A 20,195-nucleotide genomic window follows, 5' to 3' on the forward strand; every position below is an offset into this window, starting at 1 on the left:
GGTCTGGTGGCCTGAGCGGCGTGCCCAGAACCCGATCCCATCTCGAACTCGGCCGTTAAACACGCCAGCGCCCATGGTACTGTGTCTCAAGGCACGGGAGAGTCGGTCGCCGCCAGACCCGCCCATCGCAACCAACACGCCAAGGCGCCCACGAGCCCGCGCCATTCCCCCACCACGACCACCTATCCGGCCCAACCGCACACGCCCGCGGTCAGGCCGTACACGCTGGCGCGGGGTGGAGCAGCCCGGTAGCTCGTCAGGCTCATAACCTGAAGGTCACAGGTTCAAATCCTGTCCCCGCAACCAAAACCTGAAACCATGCCAAAGCCCCTCGTTCCGACGAACGAGGGGCTTTTCGTTTGGCCAAAGCCATTCCGATTCCCAGGATAAGCTTGGCCTTACTTGGGTTCATCCGTCGTGCGACTTGCGGCGAAGGTGTCGTCGACCTGCCGCAATCGACCTCGATAGCGTAGGGCAGCAGCATGCGCGTCCGTCCCGTATCCAGGACAGGGCCGCCCTGATGTCGGAGCCCCCTCTATGCTGACCCGCCTCGCCCTGCCCGCCCTCGTCGCAGTCCTGCTGGCCGCCGGTCCGGCCGCGGCCCAGATGGCGCGCACGGAGGCGAAAGAGGGAACTCTCAGTAAGGTCGTGCCCCTCAGCAAGGCCGACGTGCAGCTCTCCTTCGCCCCCGTGGTGAAGCGGGCGGCGCCCTCGGTGGTCAACGTCTACGCCTCGAACGTGGACAAGCGCTCCAGCGCCCGCACCAGCGCCATGGAGGAGTTCATGCGCCGCTTCTTCGGCGAGCCGGAGGGCGGCCGCGGGCCCCGGGGCGACCGGGCGCAGCGCTCCCTCGGCTCGGGCGTCCTGGTGGATTCGGACGGGCTCGTCATCACCAACAACCACGTCATCGACAACATGAACGAGGTTCGGATCGCGCTGGCCGACCGGCGCGAGTTCGAAGCCGCGATCGTGATGCGCGACACCCGCACCGACCTCGCGGTGCTCAAGATCAAGGAGCCGCCCAAGGGTCTCGTGCCGATGCCGTTCGGCGACGCCGACGCCCTGGAGGTCGGCGACTTCGTGATGGCGATCGGCAACCCGTTCGGCGTCGGCCAGACGGTAACGCAGGGCATCGTCTCGGCGCTGGCACGCACGCAGGTCGGCTCGGCGGACTACCAGTACTTCATCCAGACCGACGCGGCGATCAACCCGGGCAATTCCGGCGGCGCGCTGGTCGATCTGAAAGGGCAGTTGGTCGGCATCAACACCGCGATCTACTCGCAGTCCGGCGGCAGCCACGGCATCGGCTTCGCGATCCCCGCCGGCATGGTCAAGGCGGTGGTCGAGGCGGCCCGCGAGGGGGCGAGCGTGGTGCGCCGGCCCTGGCTCGGGGCGCGGATCCAGAGCGTCACCCCCGACATCGCCGACAGCATGGGCCTCGACCACCCGACCGGCGTGCTGGTGGCGAGCCTGCAGGCCAAGAGCCCGGCCGAGGAGGCCGGCCTGAAGCGCGGCGACCTGATCCTGACAGTCGATGGCCAGGAGGTCGCCGATCCGGAGGCCTTCGGCTACCGCTTCGCGCTCAAGGGCATCCAGGGGCAGACCCGGTTCGGCATCCTGCGCGGCACGAATCGGCAGACCGTCACCGTCAAGCTGTCGCCCGCGCCGGAGACGCGCCCGCGCGACACGCTCAAGGTGAAGACCCGCTCGCCCTTCCTGGGCGCGACCCTCGTCAACACATCGCCGGCGGTCGCCGAGGAGATGCAGGTCGATTTCCAGACGGACGGGGTAGCCGTGCAGGCGGTGGACGAGAATTCCTTCGCCGCTCAGGTCGTCGGGTTGCAGAAGGGCGACGTGATCGTGGCGGTCAACGGCGTGCCGATCGCGACCACCAAGGATCTCGACCGGGTCACCCGCAACAGCCTCAACTCCTGGGACGTGGCGATCAACCGCAACGGCGAGGTTCTGTCCTCGGTGTTCAAGGGCTGATCCCGCGCGATCGCGGACGACCGGCTTGCGTCGGGCCTCGGCCCCGGTGTTGATGCGCGGATGTCCGACCTGTTCGCCTCCGCGGAGCCGCCCTCGACGCCGGATGCCGGCCGCGGTGCCGAGGCCGCCCGCCCGCTGGCGGACCGCCTGCGCCCGCAGACCCTCGCCGAGGTCGTCGGCCAGGAGCACCTGACCGGGGAGGGCGGCAGCCTCACCCGCCTGCTGCGCGGAAAAAGTCTCGGCTCGCTGATCTTCTGGGGGCCGCCCGGTACCGGCAAGACCACGGTGGCGCGGCTGCTCGCCCAGGGCACCGACCTGCATTTCGAGCAGATCTCGGCGATCTTCTCCGGCGTCCCCGACCTGCGCAAGGTGTTCGAGGCCGCCCGCAGGCGCCGGGCGACCGGGCAGGCGACGCTGCTGTTCGTCGACGAGATCCACCGGTTCAACCGGGCACAGCTCGACGCCTTCCTGCCGGTGATGGAGGACGGCACCGTCACGCTGGTGGGTGCCACGACAGAGAATCCCTCCTTCGAGCTGAACGCCGCGCTCCTGTCCCGGGCCCGGGTGCTGCTGTTCCGGGCGCTCGATCCGGGGGCCATCGGGCGGCTGCTGGTCCGGGCCGAGGCGCTGACGGGCCGGGCCCTGCCGCTCACCGAGGAGGCACGCGGCGTGCTGGTGCGGATGGCCGACGGCGACGGCCGGGCGGCCCTGACCCTGGCGGAGGAGGTCTGGCGCTCGGCGGGCCTCGGCGAGAGCCTCGACGCGGACGCGTTGCAAACCATCGTGCAGCGGCGCGCGCCGATCTACGACAAGGCGCAGGAGGGCCACTACAACCTGATCTCGGCGCTGCACAAGACCGTGCGCGGCTCGGATCCGGACGCCGCGCTCTACTATCTCTGCCGGATGCTCGATGCCGGCGAGGACCGGCTGTTCATAGCCCGCCGGCTGGTGCGTATGGCGGTGGAGGATATCGGGCTCGCCGATCCGCAGGCGCTGGTGATCGCCAACGCCGCCAAGGAGGCGTTCGACTTCCTCGGCAGCCCGGAGGGCGAGCTGGCGCTGGCCCAGGCGGCCATCTACCTCGCCTGCGCACCCAAATCGAACGCGGCCTACGAGGCCTACAAGGCCGCCACGCGGCTGGCCAAGGAGGCCGGCTCCCTGCCGCCGCCGCGCACCATCCTCAACGCGCCGACCAAGCTGATGAAGCGGATCGGCTACGGCGAGGGCTACCGCTACGACCACGACGAGCCCGACGCCTTCTCGGGCCAGGATTACTGGCCCGACGCGCTGGGGCGCCAGCACCTCTACCAGCCGACCGAACGGGGCTACGAGGGCCGCATCGCCGAGCGACTCGACCGGTGGGAAGCCCTGCGGAGGGAGCGGCGCGGGGAGGGGTAGGGCGCGCCCCGGCACGGGTTTCCAAAGGGCTGAAGCCCTTTGGCGGGTGATCAGGGCGGAGCCCTGATGCAATAGCTCCGGGCGTCACAGATCCAGCGGCGCGTTGTCGATCACCTCCTTCATCACGAAGAAGGTCCGGGTCTGGCGCACCCCTGGCAGGCCGATCAGCGTGGCGCTGTGGAGGCGGTTGAAGCCGGCCATGTCGGCGACGCGGATCTTCAGCATGTAGTCGAAATCGCCGGCCACGAGGTGGCAGTCGAGCAGCACGGGGATCGCCCGCACGGCGGCCTCGAACTCCGAGAAACTCTCGGGCGTCGAGCGGTCGAGCACGACGCCGACGAAGACCAGGGTGCCGCGCCCGACCCGGGTCGGGTCGATCAGCGCGCGCACCGCCCGCACGAACCCGTCCGCGAACAGGCGTTGGATCCGGCGATGGCAGGTTGCCGCGCTGGTGCCGACCCGCTCGGCGATCTCGGCATTGGCCATGCGGCCATCCGCCTGCAGCAAACGCAGGATCTTCTGATCGATCCGGTCGAGCCCCTCAGACATGGCGTTTTCTTTCAGATCGAAGCTGAAAAGCGGATATCTCTTCGGTCCGTCGGCCTGAGGATGCAAGCAGTCAAAATTTTTCAAGTTAAGATCGAGAGCACCTTTCAACGCGAGTCTGGTAGCTTTCACCTGCGCCTCGAAGACGGAGCCAGCCTGCGATGCGGCCGTCCTCGGGGCCTCGCTTCGACGCATCCGGGGACGGGCGGAGACCGCTCCGACCCGGGGGGCGTCCCGAGACCCGGAGAGACCCTATGCTGGACAGATTCGAGCGCTATCCCCTCACCTTCGGCCCGACGCCGATCGAGCCGCTGAAGCGCCTCACCGCCCATCTCGGCGGCGAAGTCGAGCTCTACGCCAAGCGCGAGGATTGCAACTCAGGCCTCGCCTACGGCGGCAACAAGCTGCGGAAGCTCGAATACATCGTGCCGGACGCCATCGCGAGCGGGGCCGACACGCTGGTGTCGATCGGCGGCGTGCAGTCGAACCACACCCGCATGGTCGCGGCGGTCGCCGCCAAGATCGGGATGAAGTGCCGGCTGATCCAGGAGGCCTGGGTGCCCCACGAGGACGCGGTCTACGACCGGGTCGGCAACATCCTCCTGTCGCGGATCATGGGCGCGCAGACGCAGCTCGTGGATGACGGGTTCGACATCGGGATCCGCGATTCGTGGAAGCGGGCGCTCGCCGAGGTCGAGGCCGAGGGCGGCAAGCCCTACGCGATCCCGGCCGGCGCCTCGGTGCACAAGTACGGCGGGCTCGGCTATGTCGGCTTCGCCGAGGAGGTGCGCAAGCAGGAAGCCGAGATGGGCCTGCGCTTCGACTACGTGGTGGTCTGCACGGTCACCGGCTCGACCCATGCCGGCATGCTGGTGGGCTTCTCCGCCGACGGGCGCGCCCGCAACGTCATCGGCATCGACGCCTCCTGCACCCCGGCCCAGACCAAGGCCCAGGTCCTCGACATCGCCCAGAACACCGCCGCCCTGGTCGGCGCGGGCGACATCGTGGCCGACGACGTGGTGCTCAACGAGGACTACGCCTACCCGGTCTACGGCGTGCCCTCCAAGGAGACCGTGGAGGCGATCCGGCTCTCGGCCCGGCTCGAGGGGATGATCACCGACCCGGTCTACGAGGGGAAGTCGATGCAGGGCATGATCGACCTCGTGAAGACGGGCTTCTTCCCGAAGGGCTCCAAGGTGCTCTACGCCCATCTCGGCGGCGCCCCGGCGCTGAACGGCTACAGCTACACGTTCCGCAACGGCTGAGACCGTTTCCGGTCAGTGCCTTCGGCACCGCGATCTCCGGCAAGCGGAGCGCAGCGATCCAGACAGCGCCACGCTCCCTGATGTGGCGCGACCCCGGATCACGTCGCTGCGCTCGTGATGACGGAGAGGGGCACCTCGACCGAAGCGTTGAAACGGAGGCCCTGTGAGGCGGATCGACCAGTTCCCTCGCCTCCCTTCGCCCCCTTCATCCCGAGGGGGCGGATGGGATTAGCGACTCTGGCGTGCGGTCCCCTATATGCCGGCGCGGAACCCGCGACCGGACGAGGGCAGGGATGATCGCACCCGCACGCGCGCTGCTCCTGGCCGTCCTGCTCGCCCTCGGAGGCCCGCTCGGAGGCCCTATGGCCCGGGCCGCCTCGGGACCGGCCGTGGAGGGCGAGAACGGGATGGTGGTCTCGTCCCAGCGCCTCGCCTCGCAGGTGGGCGCCGATATCCTCAAGGCCGGCGGCAACGCCGTCGATGCCGCGGTGGCGGTGGCCTATGCCGAGGCCGTGGTGAATCCGTGCTGCGGCAATCTCGGCGGCGGCGGCTTCCTGGTGCTGCACGCGGCCGACGGTCGGAGCCGCTTCATCAATTTTCGCGAGACCGCCCCGGCGGCGGCCAGCCGGGACATGTACCTCGACGCCGCCGGGGCCGTGGTGAAGGGCGCGAGCCTGCGCGGCTGGAAGGCGGCCGGCGTGCCGGGGACCGTGCTCGGGCTGAACACCGCGCTCGCCCAGTACGGCACCCTGCCGCTGGCCCAGGTGATGGCGCCCGCGATCGCGCTCGCCCGGGACGGGTTCGTGCTGACCCGCGGCGACACCGACATCCTCGAATCCGGCACGAAACTGTTCGCGGGCCAAGCGAACGTCGCCCGGATCTTCCTGCGCCCGGACGGCAGCCCCTGGCGGCCCGGCGACCGGCTGGTCCAGGCCAACCTCGCCCGCACCCTCCAGGCCATCGCCGAGCGCGGCGCGGACGCGTTCTACAAGGGCGCGATCCCGGAGGCCGTGGAGGCGGCCTCCCGGGCCGGGGGCGGCCTGCTGACAGCGGCCGACTTCGCCGCCTACACGGTGACGGAGTCCGAGCCGCTGACCTGCCGCTACCGGGGCGCGACGGTCCTGTCGGCACCGCCGCCCTCGTCCGGCGGCATCACGCTCTGCGAGATCCTCGGCATCCTCGACGGCTACGACCTGCGGGCGGCCGGGTTCAATTCCGCCCGCACCGTCCACCTGATGGTCGAGGCGATGCGGCGCGCCTATGCCGACCGCAACCTGCTGCTCGGCGATCCGGCCTTCGTGGCGAACCCGGTCGCCGAACTCCTGTCGCCGGCCTACCTCGATAAGCTCAGGGCCTCGATCCGGCCGGACCGGGCGACCCCCTCGGCCGAGATCCGGCCGGATCCGGGCCTGGAGGCGCATGAGCGGGCCGAGACCACCCACATCTCGGTGATGGACAAGGCCGGCAACGCGGTCGCGCTGACCTACACGATCAACGGCTATTTCGGCGCCGGGGTGATCGCCGGCGATACGGGGTTCTTCCTCAACGACGAGATGGACGATTTCACGGTCAAGACCGGGGTGCCGAACCTGTTCGGCCTCGTGCAGGGCACGAAGAATGCGATCCAGCCGGGCAAGCGCCCGCTCTCCTCCATGGCGCCCACGATCGTGCTGCGGGACGGCAAGGTCGCGCTGGTGGCGGGCTCGCCGGGGGGCTCGCGGATCATCACGATCAATGCGCAGACGCTGATCAACCTGCTCGATTTCGGCATGGAACCGCAGGAAGCGGTGGACGCCCCGCGCATCCACCACCAGTGGCTGCCCGACACGGTCCATGCCGAGCCCTTCGCGCTCTCGGCGGACACGCAGGGCGTTCTGCGGGCCATGGGCCACACGCTCGTCGTGCAGAAGCCCTGGGGGGCGGAGGAGCTGATCGCGGTGCGCGCCGCCGCGCCCGACGCCCCGGAGGCCGCCTCCTCGGGCAACGACGCCTCGCGCACGGCGCCGATGCGCCCGGGCCTGCTCTACGGCGCCAACGACAACCGGCGGCCCGCCGGGGCGGCGATCGGGGAGTAAAGGGTTTCCAAAGGGCGAGCCCTTTGGCGGGGTTCGGGGGCAGAGCCCCGACACGCGGGCTTTGCCCGACACCAGGGCTCTGCCCTGGACCCGAAAAAGGCCGCAGACCTTTTGAAACCGGGATTTTTCAACCCGCTCCGGCCTCCCGCGCCACCGCCCGGAACCCGATGTCGCGCCGGCAAAAACCCTCCGGCCAGTCGATCCGCGCCACCGCCGCGTAGGCGCGGGCTTGGGCATCCGTGACGCTGTCGCCGAGCGCCGTGACCGCCAGAACCCGGCCGCCATCGGCCAGCAGTTGACCGTCCTCGGCCCGGGTGCCGGCCTGGAAGACGTGGACGCCGTCGCCCTCGGCGGCCTCGACGCCCCGGATCACGGAGCCGCGCACCACGGCCCCCGGATAGCCCGCCGCCGCCATCACCACGGTGAGGGCGGCGCGGTGGGCGTCGAATTCGAGGCTCACCCCGGAGAGGTCGCCGTCGCAGGCCGAGAGCAGGGCCGGCACGAGGTCGGAGGCGAGCCGCGGCATCAGCACCTGGGCCTCGGGGTCGCCGAAGCGGGTGTTGTACTCGATGAGCTTCGGGCCGGCCGCGGTCAGCATCAGGCCGGCATAGAGGATGCCGGTGAACGGGCAGCCGCGCGCCCGCATGCCGGCGAGCGTCGGCGCGATGATCTCGGCCATGACCCGGGCCTCGATCTCCGGGGTGACGACCCGGGCTGGGGAATAGGCGCCCATGCCGCCGGTGTTGGGGCCGCGGTCGCCGTCGAACACGCGCTTGTGGTCCTGGGCGGTGCCGAGGGGGATCGCGCGGGTGCCGTCGCAGAGGGCAAAGAAGCTCGCCTCCTCGCCGAACAGGCATTCCTCGACCACCACCTCGGCGCCGGGCTCGGCGAACAGGGCGGCGAGCGCGTCCTCGGCCTGGTCCAGGGTCTCGGCCACCGTGACGCCCTTGCCGGCGGCGAGCCCGTCGGCCTTCACGACGATCGGTGCGCCCTGCTGCCGGACATAGGCCAGCGCGGGCTCCAGCGCGGTGAAGCGCGCGAAGGCGGCGGTCGGGATGCCGCAGGCGGCACAGAGATCCTTGGTGAAGCCCTTCGAGCCCTCCAGGCGGGCGGCGTCGCGGGTCGGGCCGAAGGCGCGGATTCCGGCCGCCTTCAGGTCGTCCACGATCCCGGCGACCAGGGGCGCCTCGGGACCGACCACCACGAGGCCGATCGATTCCGCGGCACAGAAGGCCGCCACCGCGGCGTGGTCCGTGACCGTCAGGTCCGGCCGGTTGGTGCCGTGGCGGGCGGTGCCGGGATTGCCGGGCGCCGTGAACAGCCGAGTGCAGAGCGGGCTCCGGGCCAGTCGCCAGGCGAGGGCATGCTCGCGGCCGCCCGAACCGATCAGCAGGATATTCATGCGTACGCCACCATGAACCCAGGTTCTGGGCGAAGCCTGCCGGCGGGGAAAGGTCTTTTTTTAGCTTTCCCCGCCCTGCGCAACGATCCCGGCCGCTCAGCAGCCGGTGCACACGCTCGTGTTGAGGCCGCCGCCGCGCCGGACCAGGCCGTGGGCGCCGCGTTGGCGCCCGACGGGGTGTCCGACGATGTAACCCGATGGGCGCCCGCCATAGACGCCCCGGTAGGGCACGACCGGCCCGAAGGACTCGAACTGCACGTTGCGCTGGATCGACTGGTTCAGCGTGTTGTAGTCCGTGACCCGCTGCTGGTTCAGCGTGCGGATCTGGCTCTGCAGGGCGAACGAGGCATTGGCCGCGTTCGGATCGTTCTGCTGCACCTGCGCCCAGGCGGTGCCCGCCGGGAGGGCGAGCGCCAGGGCGAGGAGCGCGCGGGGTGCGGCGCGCATGGGGCTCTCCGTGAAATGGACCGGTACGTCTACGGGGTCGACGTATCGAGGTCGCGCCAAGTTCCGGGGCGCGTCAACCGGGCACAACCGGGGATTTGGTCACCGGCAGGGCCTCGACGAGCTTCGGATCCATCCCGGTATGGGCCTCCACCAGGGCATGCGGGGTCAGCGCCAGCCACTGGGTCAGCGAGATGTCGGCATAGCGCGGGCTCTTGAACATCTCCAGGAAGGTCAGCGTCGTGTCGCCGGTGTTCTCGATGTAGTGGCCCATGGCGAAGGGCACGTAGCCGACGTCGCCGGCCTGATAGTCGAAGGTGCGGGCCTTGGATTCCGAGCCGAACACCGTCATCCGACCCTTGCCCGAGAGGTAGTATTGCCACTCGTCGCCGTTGGGGTGCCAGTGCAGCTCGCGCAGCCCCCCGGGCTCGACCTCGACCAGGGCCGCCGCGATGGTGACCGAGGCGGGGAACACCGTGGAATCGGTGATGCGCACGCTGCCGCCCTTGGTGCGGATCGGCTCCTGCGCCAGCATCCGGTGGCTGAAGGTCTTCGGGATCTCGCCGGCACCGCCCATCTTGTCGGCCGCCAGCGGCCCCGGATTCGGGCCGGGAAAGATGTAGAGTTCCTTCTGAGGGATCTTCGCGAAGGCGCTCTCGGGCAACCCGAAATTCTTGGCCAGGATATCGGTCGGCGTGTGCGCCAGCCAGTCGGTCAGCAGGAAGGTGGAATCTTCCGAGAAGGCCCCGTCGTCGAACACGAGCAGGAATTCGCAGCCGTCGACCCCGTCGGCGGACAGCCCCTGGATCGAGTGCGGGATGCCGCCCGGGAAGTACCAGAGGTCGCCCTCGCCGACGTCGTCCGCGAAGGTGCGCCCGTCCTGATCGACCGCGGTGATCCGGGCCTTGCCCTTGATCATGTAGGCCCACTCGGCCTCCTTGTGCCAGTGCATCTCGCGCACCGCGTCGGCCTTGAGCCGCATGTTGACCCCGGCCATGGCCTTCGAGATCGGCAGTTCGCGGATGGTGGTCTGGCGCGCCCAGCCGCCCTTCTCCAGCCGCATGTGGCTGTCGGTGAACGACCATTTCAGGTTCGGCATCGTGCCGTGGTCGGTGGCGGGCGGGGCCAGGGTGAACGGCTCCTCGCCGGCCCGCGGCGGGTTGCGCGGCCCCAGGATGTCGGCGCCCTTAGTCCCGCGCTCGGGCGGGACGGGGTTTGAGGATTGCGCCGCCGCGGGGGCCGCCACCATCGCGCCACCGGCCGCGGCGATGATGGCGCGCCTGGAGATCTCGGTCATTGTCGCTCGCATCCTGCTGCTTGGCGGAGTGTTCGGCGGGGTAACCGGGCGGGGGACCGGAGGATCCGGGCCGGATCGTGCAGTGCGGCATCTCGCCCGGACCCGGTCCGCGGACTATGTATTGGATACAGAGCCGGGCGCGTCCCGGGCGGGCGCCGGGCCCGCGGCAAGGCGCAGCGCGACCCGAGGGCAGGATGGCGGACCGGGACAGTTCAGCCGCAGACCGGACCGGCCCGCCCGCGCGAAGCGGCCGCGTCTGGCTCGTCCTGCTGGTGCTGGCGGGCGCCGGCCTCCTCGGATACCGCGCCTGGCCGGATGCGTCCCGGGCGGCGAGCCCGCCGCAATCGACGGAGGCGAAGCCGCCCCAGGTGCGGGTGGCCAGGGCCACCCGGGCCTCCGGGCCCCTGAGCCTGACCCAGACCGGCACCACCCAGGCCTTCGACACGGCCAACCTGTTTCCCCGGGCGACCGGCTACATCGTCGAGCGCAAGGTCGATATCGGCTCGCACGTGAAGCGGGGCGACCTGCTGTTCCGGATCAGCGCCCCCGACCTCGACCAGCAGCTCGTCCAGGCCCAGGCGCAGGTGGTGCAGCTCCAGGCGGCGCTGATCCAGGCCCGCGCGATGGTCGACCAGGCCGACGCCAACCGCCACCTCGCGGACGTGAACAACAAGCGGACCTCGACGCTCGCCGGCACCGGCGTCGAGACCCGGCAGAACGCCGACACGTCGCAGGCCGGGGTGCTGACGCAGACGGCCAATGTCGACGCCGCCAAGGCCGCCGTGAAGGTCGCGGAGGCCAACATCGCCGCCCAGGAGGCGCAGGTCAGCCGGCTGAAGGTCCTGACCAGCTTCGAGGAGATCCGCGCGCCCTTCGACGGGGTGGTGACGGCGCGCAACAACGATGTCGGCGATGCGGTGACAGCGGACACCAACACGGGCACGCCGCTCCTGACGCTGAACCGGGACGACGTGCTGCGCATGGCGGTGAACGTGCCGCTCTACGCCGCCGACGGCGTCCGCGACGGGCTCGACGCGAAGGTCGAGGTGGCGCAGGTCCCCGGAAAGATCTTCCCCGGGACGGTCTCGCGCTCGTCGACGACGCTGCTCTACGCCGCGCGCACGCTGGTCACGCAGGTCGACATCCCGAACCCCGACGGGGTGCTGCGGCCGGGCCTCTACATCACGATCACGCTGGAGATCCCGCGGGTCGCGCCCGCCGTGAGCGTGCCGAGCGACGCCTTGATCTTCGACCAGCACGGGACCCGCGTGGCGGTGGTCGAGACGGAGGCGGACGGCAGCACCGTGGCGCGGATGCGCCCGGTGACGATCTTCCGCCAGACCCGGACGGCGCTGGAATTGCGCTCGGGCTTGAACGGCGACGAGCGCGTGGTCGTGGGGCCGCCGGCCTCCTTGCGCGATGGCGACAGGATCGCGCCGCAGCCGGAGGGCAAGGCGGGGGCGTGAGCGGCCGTTCCATCAGGGCTCTGCCCTGATCACCCGCCAAAGGGCGGACGCCCTCTGGAAACCCGTTCGGGCCGCGCGTCGACGTTTCAGGCCACGCCTGGCGAGCGAGAACGCCGCGTCCTAGACGGGCTCCAGCCGCGCCCGGCTGTCGGTCCGGGCGAGGCGGGCCAGCAGGTACTCGACCTCGGCCTTGGCCTGCGCGGTCAGCGCCTGCGCGGGCTTGCGCTGCGCGTCGGACGCGAAAATCCCCCGGCGCATGAACACGTATTTGCGCACGGCGAGGCCCAGCGGACCCTGCTGCTGCTCGTAGCGGAGGTAGGGGAGGTGGGCGTCGAACAGGTCGTGGGCGGCGTCGCGGTCGCCGGCCCGGCCGAGGCGGACCACGTCGACCAGCATCTCCGGGAAGGCGTAGCCGGTATTGGCCCCGTCGGCGCCGCGCTCGGTCTCGAAGTCGAGGAACAGGCCGCCGTTGCCGACCAGGATGCTGATATGGCGCATCGAGCCGTCACGCTCGAAGCCGCGCAACGAGGAGATCTTCTCCAGGCCCGGCCAGTCCTCGTGCTTGAGCATCACGCAGGAGGGGTTTTCGGACACGATCCGGCGGATCACCCCCGGTGTCATCTGCACCGAGAAGGTGAGGGGATAATCCTGAAGGACGAACGGCACGTCCGGCCCGATCGCCTCGGCGGCATTGCGGTAGTAGCCGACCACTTGGTCGTCGGTGCGCAGGGTGTTGGGCGGGGCGATCATCACGCCGGCGGCGCCCAGCTCCATCACCTCCCGGGCGAGCGCCCGCATGGCCGCGAAGCCCGGCGCCGTGACGCCGACGATCACCGGCAGCCGCGTGCGCCCGAGGACGCGCTTGGCCACCGCGATCCCCTCCGCATGGTCGAGCTTGCCGGCCTCGCCGAGCTGGCCGAGGATCGTCAGGCCGTCGACGCCGGCGGATCCGAAGAAGTCGGTCATCCGGTCGAGGGAGGCCTCGTCGATCCGGCCGTCCGGATGGAACGGCGTCGGGGCGATCGGCACGACGCCGCGAATGTCGCTGGTGAGGGGCATGCCGGTTTTCCTCCGTCGCAGGTTGCAGCGGGCGGGGACCATAGGCCCGGACGCCGGGAAAATCTTTAGCCGATCACGGTGAGATCAAGTCGTGGTTTCGAAAGGTCGAGACCTTTCGCGGGTCCAGAGCGGGGCCCTGGTGTCGGGCTGCGCCCGAGAGACAGTCAGGGCTTCGCCCTGACAACCAACCAAAGGGCTCGCCCTTTGGGAATCTGGGATATGGGTTAAACAGGCTCGCGGAGCGCGTCAGAGCATGGCTTTCGGACCATGCGGGCCTACAACACGTCAGGCCCGAACCTCCGTCGGACGGACGACCGGCGCCCCGGCGGAGGCCCGGGACCGCCGTCCCGACCGGCCGGCCAGCGCCACCGAGCCCTGCTGCAGGGCGATGAAGGCGAAGAGCAGCAGCCCCGTCGCGATCCTGGTCCACCAGCTCGACAGGGTGCCGTCGAAGGTGATGGCGGTCTGGATCAGGCCGCCGATCATCACACCCAGGAAGGTGCCCGGCAGGCCGCCCTGGCCGCCGGTCAGCAGCGTGCCGCCGATCACCACAGCCGCGATCGCGTCGAGTTCCACGCCCACCGCCGAGAGCGGCGTGCCCGAGGCGGTGTCGAGGGAGAACACGACCCCGGCGAGCGCCGCGAGCCCGCTCGACAGGGCGTAGACCGCCACAATGTTGCGCCCGACCGGCACGCCCATGAGCGCCGTGGTCTGGCGGCTGCCGCCGAGCGCGTAGACCGTCGCGCCGAAGCGGGTCGCGTGGAGCAGCACCCCGCCCGCCAGGAACATTGCGAGCATGATCCCCGCGGTCAGGGTCAGCCGCCCGCCCCCGGGCAGCGACAGGGCGAGGTCGGAGACCGCGCCGTAGAGGGGCGCGTAGATCGGGACCGACTCGGTGGAGAGCAGGAAGCCTGCACCCCGGGCCAGGAACATGCCGGCCAGCGTCACGATGAAGGGCGGCATCGCGAAGACGTGGATCAGCGCGCCCATCGCGGCGCCGAACAGGGCGGCGGCGGCGAGCACGATCCCGAAGGCCGCCAGCGGCGGGATGCCCCAGCGCGTGATGGCGAGCGCCAGGAACACCGTGGTGAAGCCCACCACCGAGCCGACCGAGAGGTCGATGCCGCCCGCGATGATCACGACGGTCGTGCCGACCGCGACGATCCCGAGGAAGGCGCTGTCGGTCAGCAGGTTGCCGATGACCCGGGTGGTCAGGAAGGCGGGGTACTGCGTCGCGCAGAGGCCGTAGCCCGCCGCGAACAGCAAAGCGGCGACGAGGACCGGGAGGTTGCGGCTCATCGCGGGCTCCGCAGCAGCAGGGACAGGCCGGCGAGGCGCGGCGATTGCAGCAGGAGCACCGCCAGCACCACCGCGGCCTTGACCACGAGATTGAGTTCCGGCGGCAGGCCGGAGAGCAGGATGCCGGTGTTCATCGCCTGGATCAGGAAGGCCCCGAGCACCGCCAGCCACAGGCTGAACCGGCCGCCGAGGAGCGACGAGCCCGCCACCACCACGGCCAGGATCGCGTCGAGCTCGAGCCACAGCCCGGCATTGTTGGCGTCGGCCCCCAGGATGTCGGCCGCCGCGACGACGCCCGCCAAAGCCGCGCAGAACCCGCTCCAGGCGTAGACCGCGAGCGTCACCGCGCGGGTGTCGATGCCGGCGAGCGCACTGGCCCGGGCGTTGCCGCCGGTCGCCTCGATCATCAGGCCGAGCGCCGTGCCCCGCACCAGGGCGAGGGTGAGGCCCAGCATGCCGAGGACCAGCACTACCGGCATCGGCACGCCGAGCACGGCGCCCCCGCCGAAATAGGCGAGGTCGGCGGACGCGAAGGTGACGATCCGCCCCTCGGTGATCAATTGGGCGATGCCCCGGCCCGCGACCATCAGAATCAGGGTGGCGACGATCGGCTGGATCCGCAGCACCGCCACGAGGAGGCCGTTCCACAGCCCGAACAGGAGCCCCGTGGCCAGAGCCGCCGCGAGCGCCACCGGCAGGGGCTGGCTGTCGGCGAGGCTCGCCGCCACCGCGCCCGCGATCGCCATCACGGCGCCGACCGACAGGTCGATGCCGCCGGTGGCCACCACCAGCACCATGCCGAGCGACAGCAGCGCCACCGGGGCGCCGCGGTTGAACACGTCGACGAGGCTGCCGAACAGGCGCCCATCCTGCCAATGCACGTCGAGGAATTGCGGCGCGACCAGCCGGTCGGCGAACAGCACCGCCAAGAAGGCGAGGAGCTGGGGCGCTCCGGCACGCAGCGCGCGCATCAGGCGGGCTCCGGTATTGCTGCAGGCGCCTCCGCCGCGATGGCCCGGAGGATGGCGGTGACGTCGATCGCCCCGTCGGCGAGTTCGGCCACCTGGGCGCGGTCGCGCATCACGATCACCCGGTCGGAATAGGTCACGATCTCCTCCAGCTCGGAGGAGATCACCAAGAGGGCGAGGCCCGCATCGCACAGGCTCCGGATCAGCCGGATGATCTCCGCATGCGCCCCGACATCGATGCCCCGGGTCGGCTCGTCGAGGATCAGCAAGCGCGGCGCGGTGGCGAGCCAGCGCGCCAGCAGCGCCTTCTGCTGGTTGCCCCCGGAGAGGAGCCCGATCGGCCGTTCCGGGTCGGGCGGCCGGATGTCGAGCTTGGCGATGAAGGCGCGGGCGATCCGGTCCTGGGTGGCCCGGCCGAGCGGCCGGAACGGGCCCTGCCGGGCCTGGAGCGCCAGCACGATGTTCTCCCGCACGGTCAGGTCGGCGACGATCCCGTCGGTCTTGCGCTCCTCCGGGCAGTAGCCGAGGCGGTGGCGCAGGGCGTCCCGGGGGCCGGCGATCCGCGTCGGCCTGCCGTCGAGCAGGATGCGGCCCTGGTCCGGCCGCTCGGCCCCGAACAGCAGGCGGGCCGTCTCGGTCCGCCCGGAGCCGAGGAGGCCCGCGAGCCCGACCACCTCGCCGCTCGCCACCGTGAGATCGACCGGGCGGAGATAGCCGGCCTTGCCGAGTTTTTCCGCGCGCAGGACCGGGGGGCCGGCCTCAATTCGCCGGGCCCGCGGCCCTGTCTCCGCCCGCGCCTCGTCCTCGGCGAGGTCGTGCCCCAGCATCGTGCGCACGAGGTCGAGGCGCGGAAACTGCGCGGTGTCGCGCTCGGTCACCAGCCGGCCGTTGCGCAGGACCGTGATCCGGTCGGTGATCGCGTAGACCTGCTCCAGGAAGTGGGTCACGAACACGATGCCGATACCCTGCTCGGCGAGCCCGCGCATCACGCCGAACAGCACCGTCACCTCGTGCGTGTCGAGGCTGGCGGTCGGCTCGTCGAGGATCAGCGCCCGGGCCGAGAGGTCCACCGCCCGGGCGATCGCCACGAGGTGCTGCACCGCCACCGGGAAGCTCCCGAGCGGCGCCCCGACATCGATCGCCAGGCCGAACTCCGCCAGGCGTTCCGACGCGCGCCGCCGCATCGCCCGGGCGCGGACGAGGCCGAACCGGGTCGGCTCGCGGCCGAGGAACAGGTTCTGCGCCACGGTGAGGTTCGGCAGCAGGCCGACCTCCTGGTAGACCGTGGCGATGCCGGCCCGGGCCGATTCCTCCGCCGAGCGCGGCGCGATCGGCACGCCGTCGAGCCGGACCTCGCCGGCATCGCGCCGGACGATTCCGGTCAGCGCCTTGATGAAGGTCGACTTGCCGGCGCCGTTCTCGCCCAGCAGAGCGTGGATCTCCCCCCGGCGCAGGGTGAAGTCGACGCCCGCGAGGGCCTGGTGCCCGGCGAAGCTCTTGGAGAGCCCGCGGACGGTGAGCAGGATCGGGGCGGACACGGGAAAGCGCGCGGGGATCACGGCGCGGCGCGCGTCAGTAGCCGAGGCCCTTCTTGCTCTCGTAGACCCTCAGCGGGTCGTCGGCCGCCGTGTAGAGCTTCGACTCGGTCTGGATCCACTTGGGCGGGACCGTGCCCTTCTCCTTGTAGGCCTTGAGCGCGTCGAAGGCGGGGCCGGCCATGTCGGGCGTGAGCTCGACCGTGGCGTTGGCCTCGCCCGCCGCGATCGCCTTGAAGATATCGGGCACCGCGTCGATCGAGACCGTCAGGATCTCCTTGCCGGGCTTCAAGCCGGCCTCCTTCATCGCCTGGATGGCGCCGACCATCATGTCGTCGTTGTGGGCGTAGACCGCGCAGATCGTTCGGCCGCCCTCGGCCTTGATGAAGCTCTCCATCACCTCCTTGCCCTTGGCGCGGGTGAAGTCGCCGGTCTGGCTGCGCACGAGCTTGAGGTTGGGGTGGGACGCGAGGGCGGTATCAAACCCCTTCTTGCGGTTGGTGGCGACGCTGGCGCCGACCGTGCCCTGGAGCTCGACCACGTTGCAGGGCTTCTCGCCGACCGTCTTGGCCAGCCAGTTGCCGGCGACGCGGCCCTCCGCGACGCTGTCGGAGGTGACGGCAGTGAGGTAGAGGTCCCTGCCGGACGGGTCGATGTCGCGGTCGAGCAGGATCACCGGGATCTTGGCGTCCCGGGCCTCCTTGAGCACCGCATCCCAGCCGGTGGCGACCACGGGGGCGAGCAGGATCCCGTCGACCCCCTGCGCCACGAAGGAGCGGAGCGCCTTGATCTGGTTCTCCTGCTTCTGCTGCGCGTCGGCGATCTTGACGGTGATGCCGCGTTTCTTGGCCTCGGCCTTGGTCACCGTGGTCTCGGCGGCGCGCCAGCCGGATTCCGAGCCGATTTGCGAGAATCCGACGGTCAGCGAGGCCGCCTGGGCCGCACCGCCCCACGCGAGCATCGCGCCCACGAGCAAAGCCTTGATGGAAACCGATTTTCTCATGACACGTCCCCCCTGATTGCGGCCGCCGCCTCTTCCGAGCGATCGGCCCACATATGTATGACATATGGGCGACGCGCTGAATAGCCGCAGGGGGCTCACACGTCACCCCGATGAATCGCAGGGCGACGCATCCGGGTGTTTCAGATTGGCAGACTTGTCTGAGTTTACGGGCCGGCCGCTGGGATCAGCCGAGCAGCTTGTCCAGCGTGATCGGCATCTCGCGCACCCGCACGCCGGTGGCGTGCCAGATCGCGTTGGCGATGGCCCCCACCGTGCCGGTGATGCCGATCTCGCCGACGCCCTTCACGCCGAGATTGTTCACCACCGAATCGTCCTCATGGACGAGGATCGCCTCCATGGTGGGCACGTCGGCGTTCACCGGCACGTGGTATTCGGCGAGGTTGTCGTTGAGGAAGCGGCCGGTGCGCGGGTCCATCTCGGCCCGCTCGTGGAGCGCGAAGGACAGGCCCCAGATCATCCCGCCGTAATACTGGCTCTGGACGAGGCGCGGGTTGATCACCCGGCCCGCCGCGAAGGCGCCGACCAGGCGGCTCACCCGGATCTGGCCGAGATCGGGATCGACCTTCACCTCGGCGAAGACCGCCCCGTGGGCGTGCATCGCGTAGGCCGCCTGCGCGGCCGGATCGGCCCCGGCCTTGCCCCGGCCCTCGATGCTCGACCGGCCGGCCCGCTTGAGGATGTCGGTGACGGATTCGCCCCGGCTCGGATCGTCGCGCCGGGTCAGGCGACCGTCGGCGGCGGTCACGCCGGCATTGCCCGCGCCGTAGAGCGGGGAGGCGGGATCGTTGGTGGCGAGATCCGTGAGCTGCCGGATCACGTCGCCGGCAGCCGCGTGGATCGCGCCGCCGGCGGTCGCGGTGTGGCCCGAGCCGCCCGCGATGCCGGCATTCGGCAGATCGGAAGACCCCATCCGGAAGGTGAGTGCGTCCATCCCGATGCCGAGCCCGTCGGCGGCGATCTGAGCGAGCGCCGTCCAGGCGCCCTGGCCCATGTCGATCGCCCCGAGTTCCACCGTGCCGGTGCCGTCGGCGCGGATCTCGGCCCGGGCCATGCCTTCGAAGATCAGGGACGGGAAGGTGGCGGTGCCCATGCCGGTGCCGACCAGGAACCCGTCCCTGTCGCGGGTCTGGCGGGGCTGGAGCGGCCGCCCGGCCCAGCCGAAGGCCTCGGCACCGCGGCGGTAGCATTCCCGCAGGGCTTTCGACGAGAACGGCTTGCCGGTGAGCGGCTCGACCTCGGCGTAGTTGGCGAGGCGGAAGTCCAGCGGGTCCATGCCGAGTTCGTGCGCCATCTCGTCGAGCGCGCTCTCCAGGGCGACGCTGCCGGTGGCCTCGCCGGGCGCGCGCATGAACAGCGGCGTGCCGGTGTCGAGGCGCACCGCCTCGTGCCGGATCGCGAGGGCCGGGCTCGCATAGAGGGTGCTGGTCGCCCGTCCCGCCGGCTCGAAGAAATCGTCGAAGCTCGACGAGGCGGTGAGGATGTGGTGGTCGAGCGCCGTGAGCTTGCCCGCCGCGTCGGTTCCGAGGCGCAGCGTCTGCCGGGTCGGGCCGCGATGGCCCATCGGGCCGTACATCTGGCTGCGGGTCGGCACGAGCTTCACCGGGCGGCCGACGAGCCTGGCCGCCATGCAGGCCAGCACCTGCGGCCCCGCGGGCACGCCCTTCGAGCCGAAGCCGCCGCCGAGATAGGGGCTCTCGATGTGGATGTCCTCGGGGCTGATGCCGAACAGCCCGGCGAGGCGGCCCTGCGACATGGCGAGCGCCTGGGTCGGCATGAACAGCGAGAGCCGGTCCCCGTCCCAGCTGGCGACCGCCGCGTGGGGCTCCATGGCGTTGTGGTACTGGGCCGGCGTCTCGTAGGTCGCGGCGATTCTTTTCGAGGCTGCGGACAGCCCGGCCTCGACGTCGCCGTCGGACTCGGCCGGGGGCGCACCGACCCCCACGGAGGGCGGGGTGAACACGTCGCCCGCATCGAGGCCGATCCGCGGGGTCTCGGCCGCGTAGGTCGGGGCGAGCAGCCTTGCGCCCTCGGTCGCCGCCTCCAGGGTCTCGGCGATCACCACGGCGATCGGCTGGTTGGCGTAGCGGACGCGGTCGTTCTGCAGGAGATCGAGGCGGAAGGTGAACGGCCCGTCCTTGGCGTCGGGGTCCTTGGCGAGCGTCGGGGCGTTCTGCGGGGTCATCACCGCCACGACGCCGGGATGCGCCTCGGCGGCGGCCACGTCGAGCCCGGTGACGCGGCCCTTCGCGATCCGGGCGACGCAGAGCGCCGCGTGGAGCGTGCCGGGGGGCAGGTTGTCGGCGGAGAAGCGGGCTTGGCCCGTCACCTTGAGCGGGCCGTCGCGCCGGGTCAGCGGCTGGCCGATGCTGGAGCCGTGGCGGATCGCGCCGGCGGGGAGATTCGAAGGCGAGGCGGTCGCGGTCATGCG

At 70.9% G+C, this 20,195-nt stretch carries 15 protein-coding genes, 1 tRNA gene and 1 rRNA gene; 7 read left to right on the plus strand and 10 right to left on the minus strand.

Features of this window, described 5'->3' with window-relative positions:
• Positions 1–2 precede the first annotated feature (2 nt).
• The 4 genes from rrf to MKK75_RS10625 all read left to right on the plus strand — a co-directional run bounded on the left by rrf (position 3) and on the right by MKK75_RS10625 (position 3,387).
• Positions 3–118 (plus strand): 5S ribosomal RNA (gene rrf, locus MKK75_RS10610).
• Positions 119–229: 111 nt separating this feature from the next.
• A tRNA-Met gene (locus MKK75_RS10615) sits at positions 230–306 on the plus strand.
• A 231-nt stretch (positions 307–537) separates the two neighbouring features.
• On the plus strand, positions 538–1,989 hold the full coding sequence (locus MKK75_RS10620; protein ID WP_244042548.1) for a Do family serine endopeptidase: 1,452 nt from the start codon (positions 538–540) through the stop codon (positions 1,987–1,989).
• Between the two features lie 60 nt (positions 1,990–2,049).
• A complete protein-coding gene (locus MKK75_RS10625; protein WP_244042549.1) occupies positions 2,050–3,387 on the plus strand; it encodes a replication-associated recombination protein A in 1,338 nt (445 codons plus the stop codon).
• Between the two features lie 84 nt (positions 3,388–3,471).
• On the opposite strand, the gene MKK75_RS10630 is transcribed toward MKK75_RS10625, so the two are convergent.
• The gene (locus MKK75_RS10630) at positions 3,472–3,936 is read right to left on the minus strand and encodes an Lrp/AsnC family transcriptional regulator (protein WP_244042550.1); all 465 of its coding nucleotides are present in this window, start codon (positions 3,934–3,936) and stop codon (positions 3,472–3,474) included.
• 251 nt (positions 3,937–4,187) lie between these two features.
• Between MKK75_RS10630 and MKK75_RS10635 the strand changes: the two genes are divergently transcribed.
• The gene (locus tag MKK75_RS10635; protein WP_244042551.1) at positions 4,188–5,198 is read left to right on the plus strand and encodes a 1-aminocyclopropane-1-carboxylate deaminase; all 1,011 of its coding nucleotides are present in this window, start codon (positions 4,188–4,190) and stop codon (positions 5,196–5,198) included.
• Positions 5,199–5,491: 293 nt separating this feature from the next.
• Positions 5,492–7,273: a gamma-glutamyltransferase gene (gene ggt / locus MKK75_RS10640; RefSeq protein ID WP_244042552.1), complete on the plus strand. Its 1,782-nt coding sequence runs from the start codon at positions 5,492–5,494 to the stop codon at positions 7,271–7,273.
• A gap of 127 nt (positions 7,274–7,400) precedes the next feature.
• On the opposite strand, the gene purD is transcribed toward ggt, so the two are convergent.
• From purD to MKK75_RS10655, 3 genes are all read right to left on the minus strand, one after another.
• Positions 7,401–8,675 (minus strand): phosphoribosylamine--glycine ligase, encoded by a 1,275-nt coding sequence (gene purD / locus MKK75_RS10645; protein ID WP_244042553.1) that lies wholly within the window; start codon positions 8,673–8,675, stop codon positions 7,401–7,403.
• Positions 8,676–8,771: 96 nt separating this feature from the next.
• Positions 8,772–9,122 carry a hypothetical protein gene (locus MKK75_RS10650; RefSeq protein WP_244042554.1) on the minus strand — a complete coding sequence of 117 codons (351 nt, stop codon included), beginning with the start codon at positions 9,120–9,122 and terminating at the stop codon, positions 8,772–8,774.
• Positions 9,123–9,195: 73 nt separating this feature from the next.
• Positions 9,196–10,416 carry an oxalate decarboxylase family bicupin gene (locus MKK75_RS10655; protein WP_279593784.1) on the minus strand — a complete coding sequence of 407 codons (1,221 nt, stop codon included), beginning with the start codon at positions 10,414–10,416 and terminating at the stop codon, positions 9,196–9,198.
• 194 nt (positions 10,417–10,610) lie between these two features.
• On the opposite strand from MKK75_RS10655, the gene MKK75_RS10660 reads away from it, so the two are divergent.
• On the plus strand, positions 10,611–11,882 hold the full coding sequence (locus tag MKK75_RS10660; protein ID WP_244042555.1) for an efflux RND transporter periplasmic adaptor subunit: 1,272 nt from the start codon (positions 10,611–10,613) through the stop codon (positions 11,880–11,882).
• A 120-nt stretch (positions 11,883–12,002) separates the two neighbouring features.
• Here MKK75_RS10660 and MKK75_RS10665 read toward each other — a convergent pair whose 3' ends face one another.
• From MKK75_RS10665 to MKK75_RS10690, 6 genes are all read right to left on the minus strand, one after another.
• Positions 12,003–12,941, minus strand: coding sequence for a dihydrodipicolinate synthase family protein (locus MKK75_RS10665; RefSeq protein ID WP_244042556.1), 939 nt, complete (start codon positions 12,939–12,941; stop codon positions 12,003–12,005).
• A 285-nt stretch (positions 12,942–13,226) separates the two neighbouring features.
• The gene (gene yjfF, locus MKK75_RS10670) at positions 13,227–14,240 is read right to left on the minus strand and encodes a galactofuranose ABC transporter, permease protein YjfF (protein ID WP_244042557.1); all 1,014 of its coding nucleotides are present in this window, start codon (positions 14,238–14,240) and stop codon (positions 13,227–13,229) included.
• Positions 14,237–15,211 (minus strand): ABC transporter permease, encoded by a 975-nt coding sequence (locus MKK75_RS10675; RefSeq protein ID WP_244042558.1) that lies wholly within the window; start codon positions 15,209–15,211, stop codon positions 14,237–14,239. The genes yjfF and MKK75_RS10675 overlap by 4 nt, the downstream gene beginning before the upstream one ends.
• Positions 15,211–16,746 carry a sugar ABC transporter ATP-binding protein gene (locus tag MKK75_RS10680; RefSeq protein ID WP_244042559.1) on the minus strand — a complete coding sequence of 512 codons (1,536 nt, stop codon included), beginning with the start codon at positions 16,744–16,746 and terminating at the stop codon, positions 15,211–15,213. Before MKK75_RS10680 ends, MKK75_RS10675 begins: the two co-directional genes overlap by 1 nt.
• Positions 16,747–16,780: 34 nt before the next feature.
• Positions 16,781–17,746 (minus strand): galactofuranose ABC transporter, galactofuranose-binding protein YtfQ, encoded by a 966-nt coding sequence (gene ytfQ, locus MKK75_RS10685; protein ID WP_279593785.1) that lies wholly within the window; start codon positions 17,744–17,746, stop codon positions 16,781–16,783.
• Between the two features lie 184 nt (positions 17,747–17,930).
• Positions 17,931–20,192 (minus strand): xanthine dehydrogenase family protein molybdopterin-binding subunit, encoded by a 2,262-nt coding sequence (locus MKK75_RS10690; RefSeq protein WP_244042560.1) that lies wholly within the window; start codon positions 20,190–20,192, stop codon positions 17,931–17,933.
• Positions 20,193–20,195 lie beyond the last annotated feature (3 nt).

Source organism: Methylobacterium sp. J-030, from assembly GCF_022829545.1.
In the GTDB taxonomy this organism is placed as follows: domain Bacteria; phylum Pseudomonadota; class Alphaproteobacteria; order Rhizobiales; family Beijerinckiaceae; genus Methylobacterium.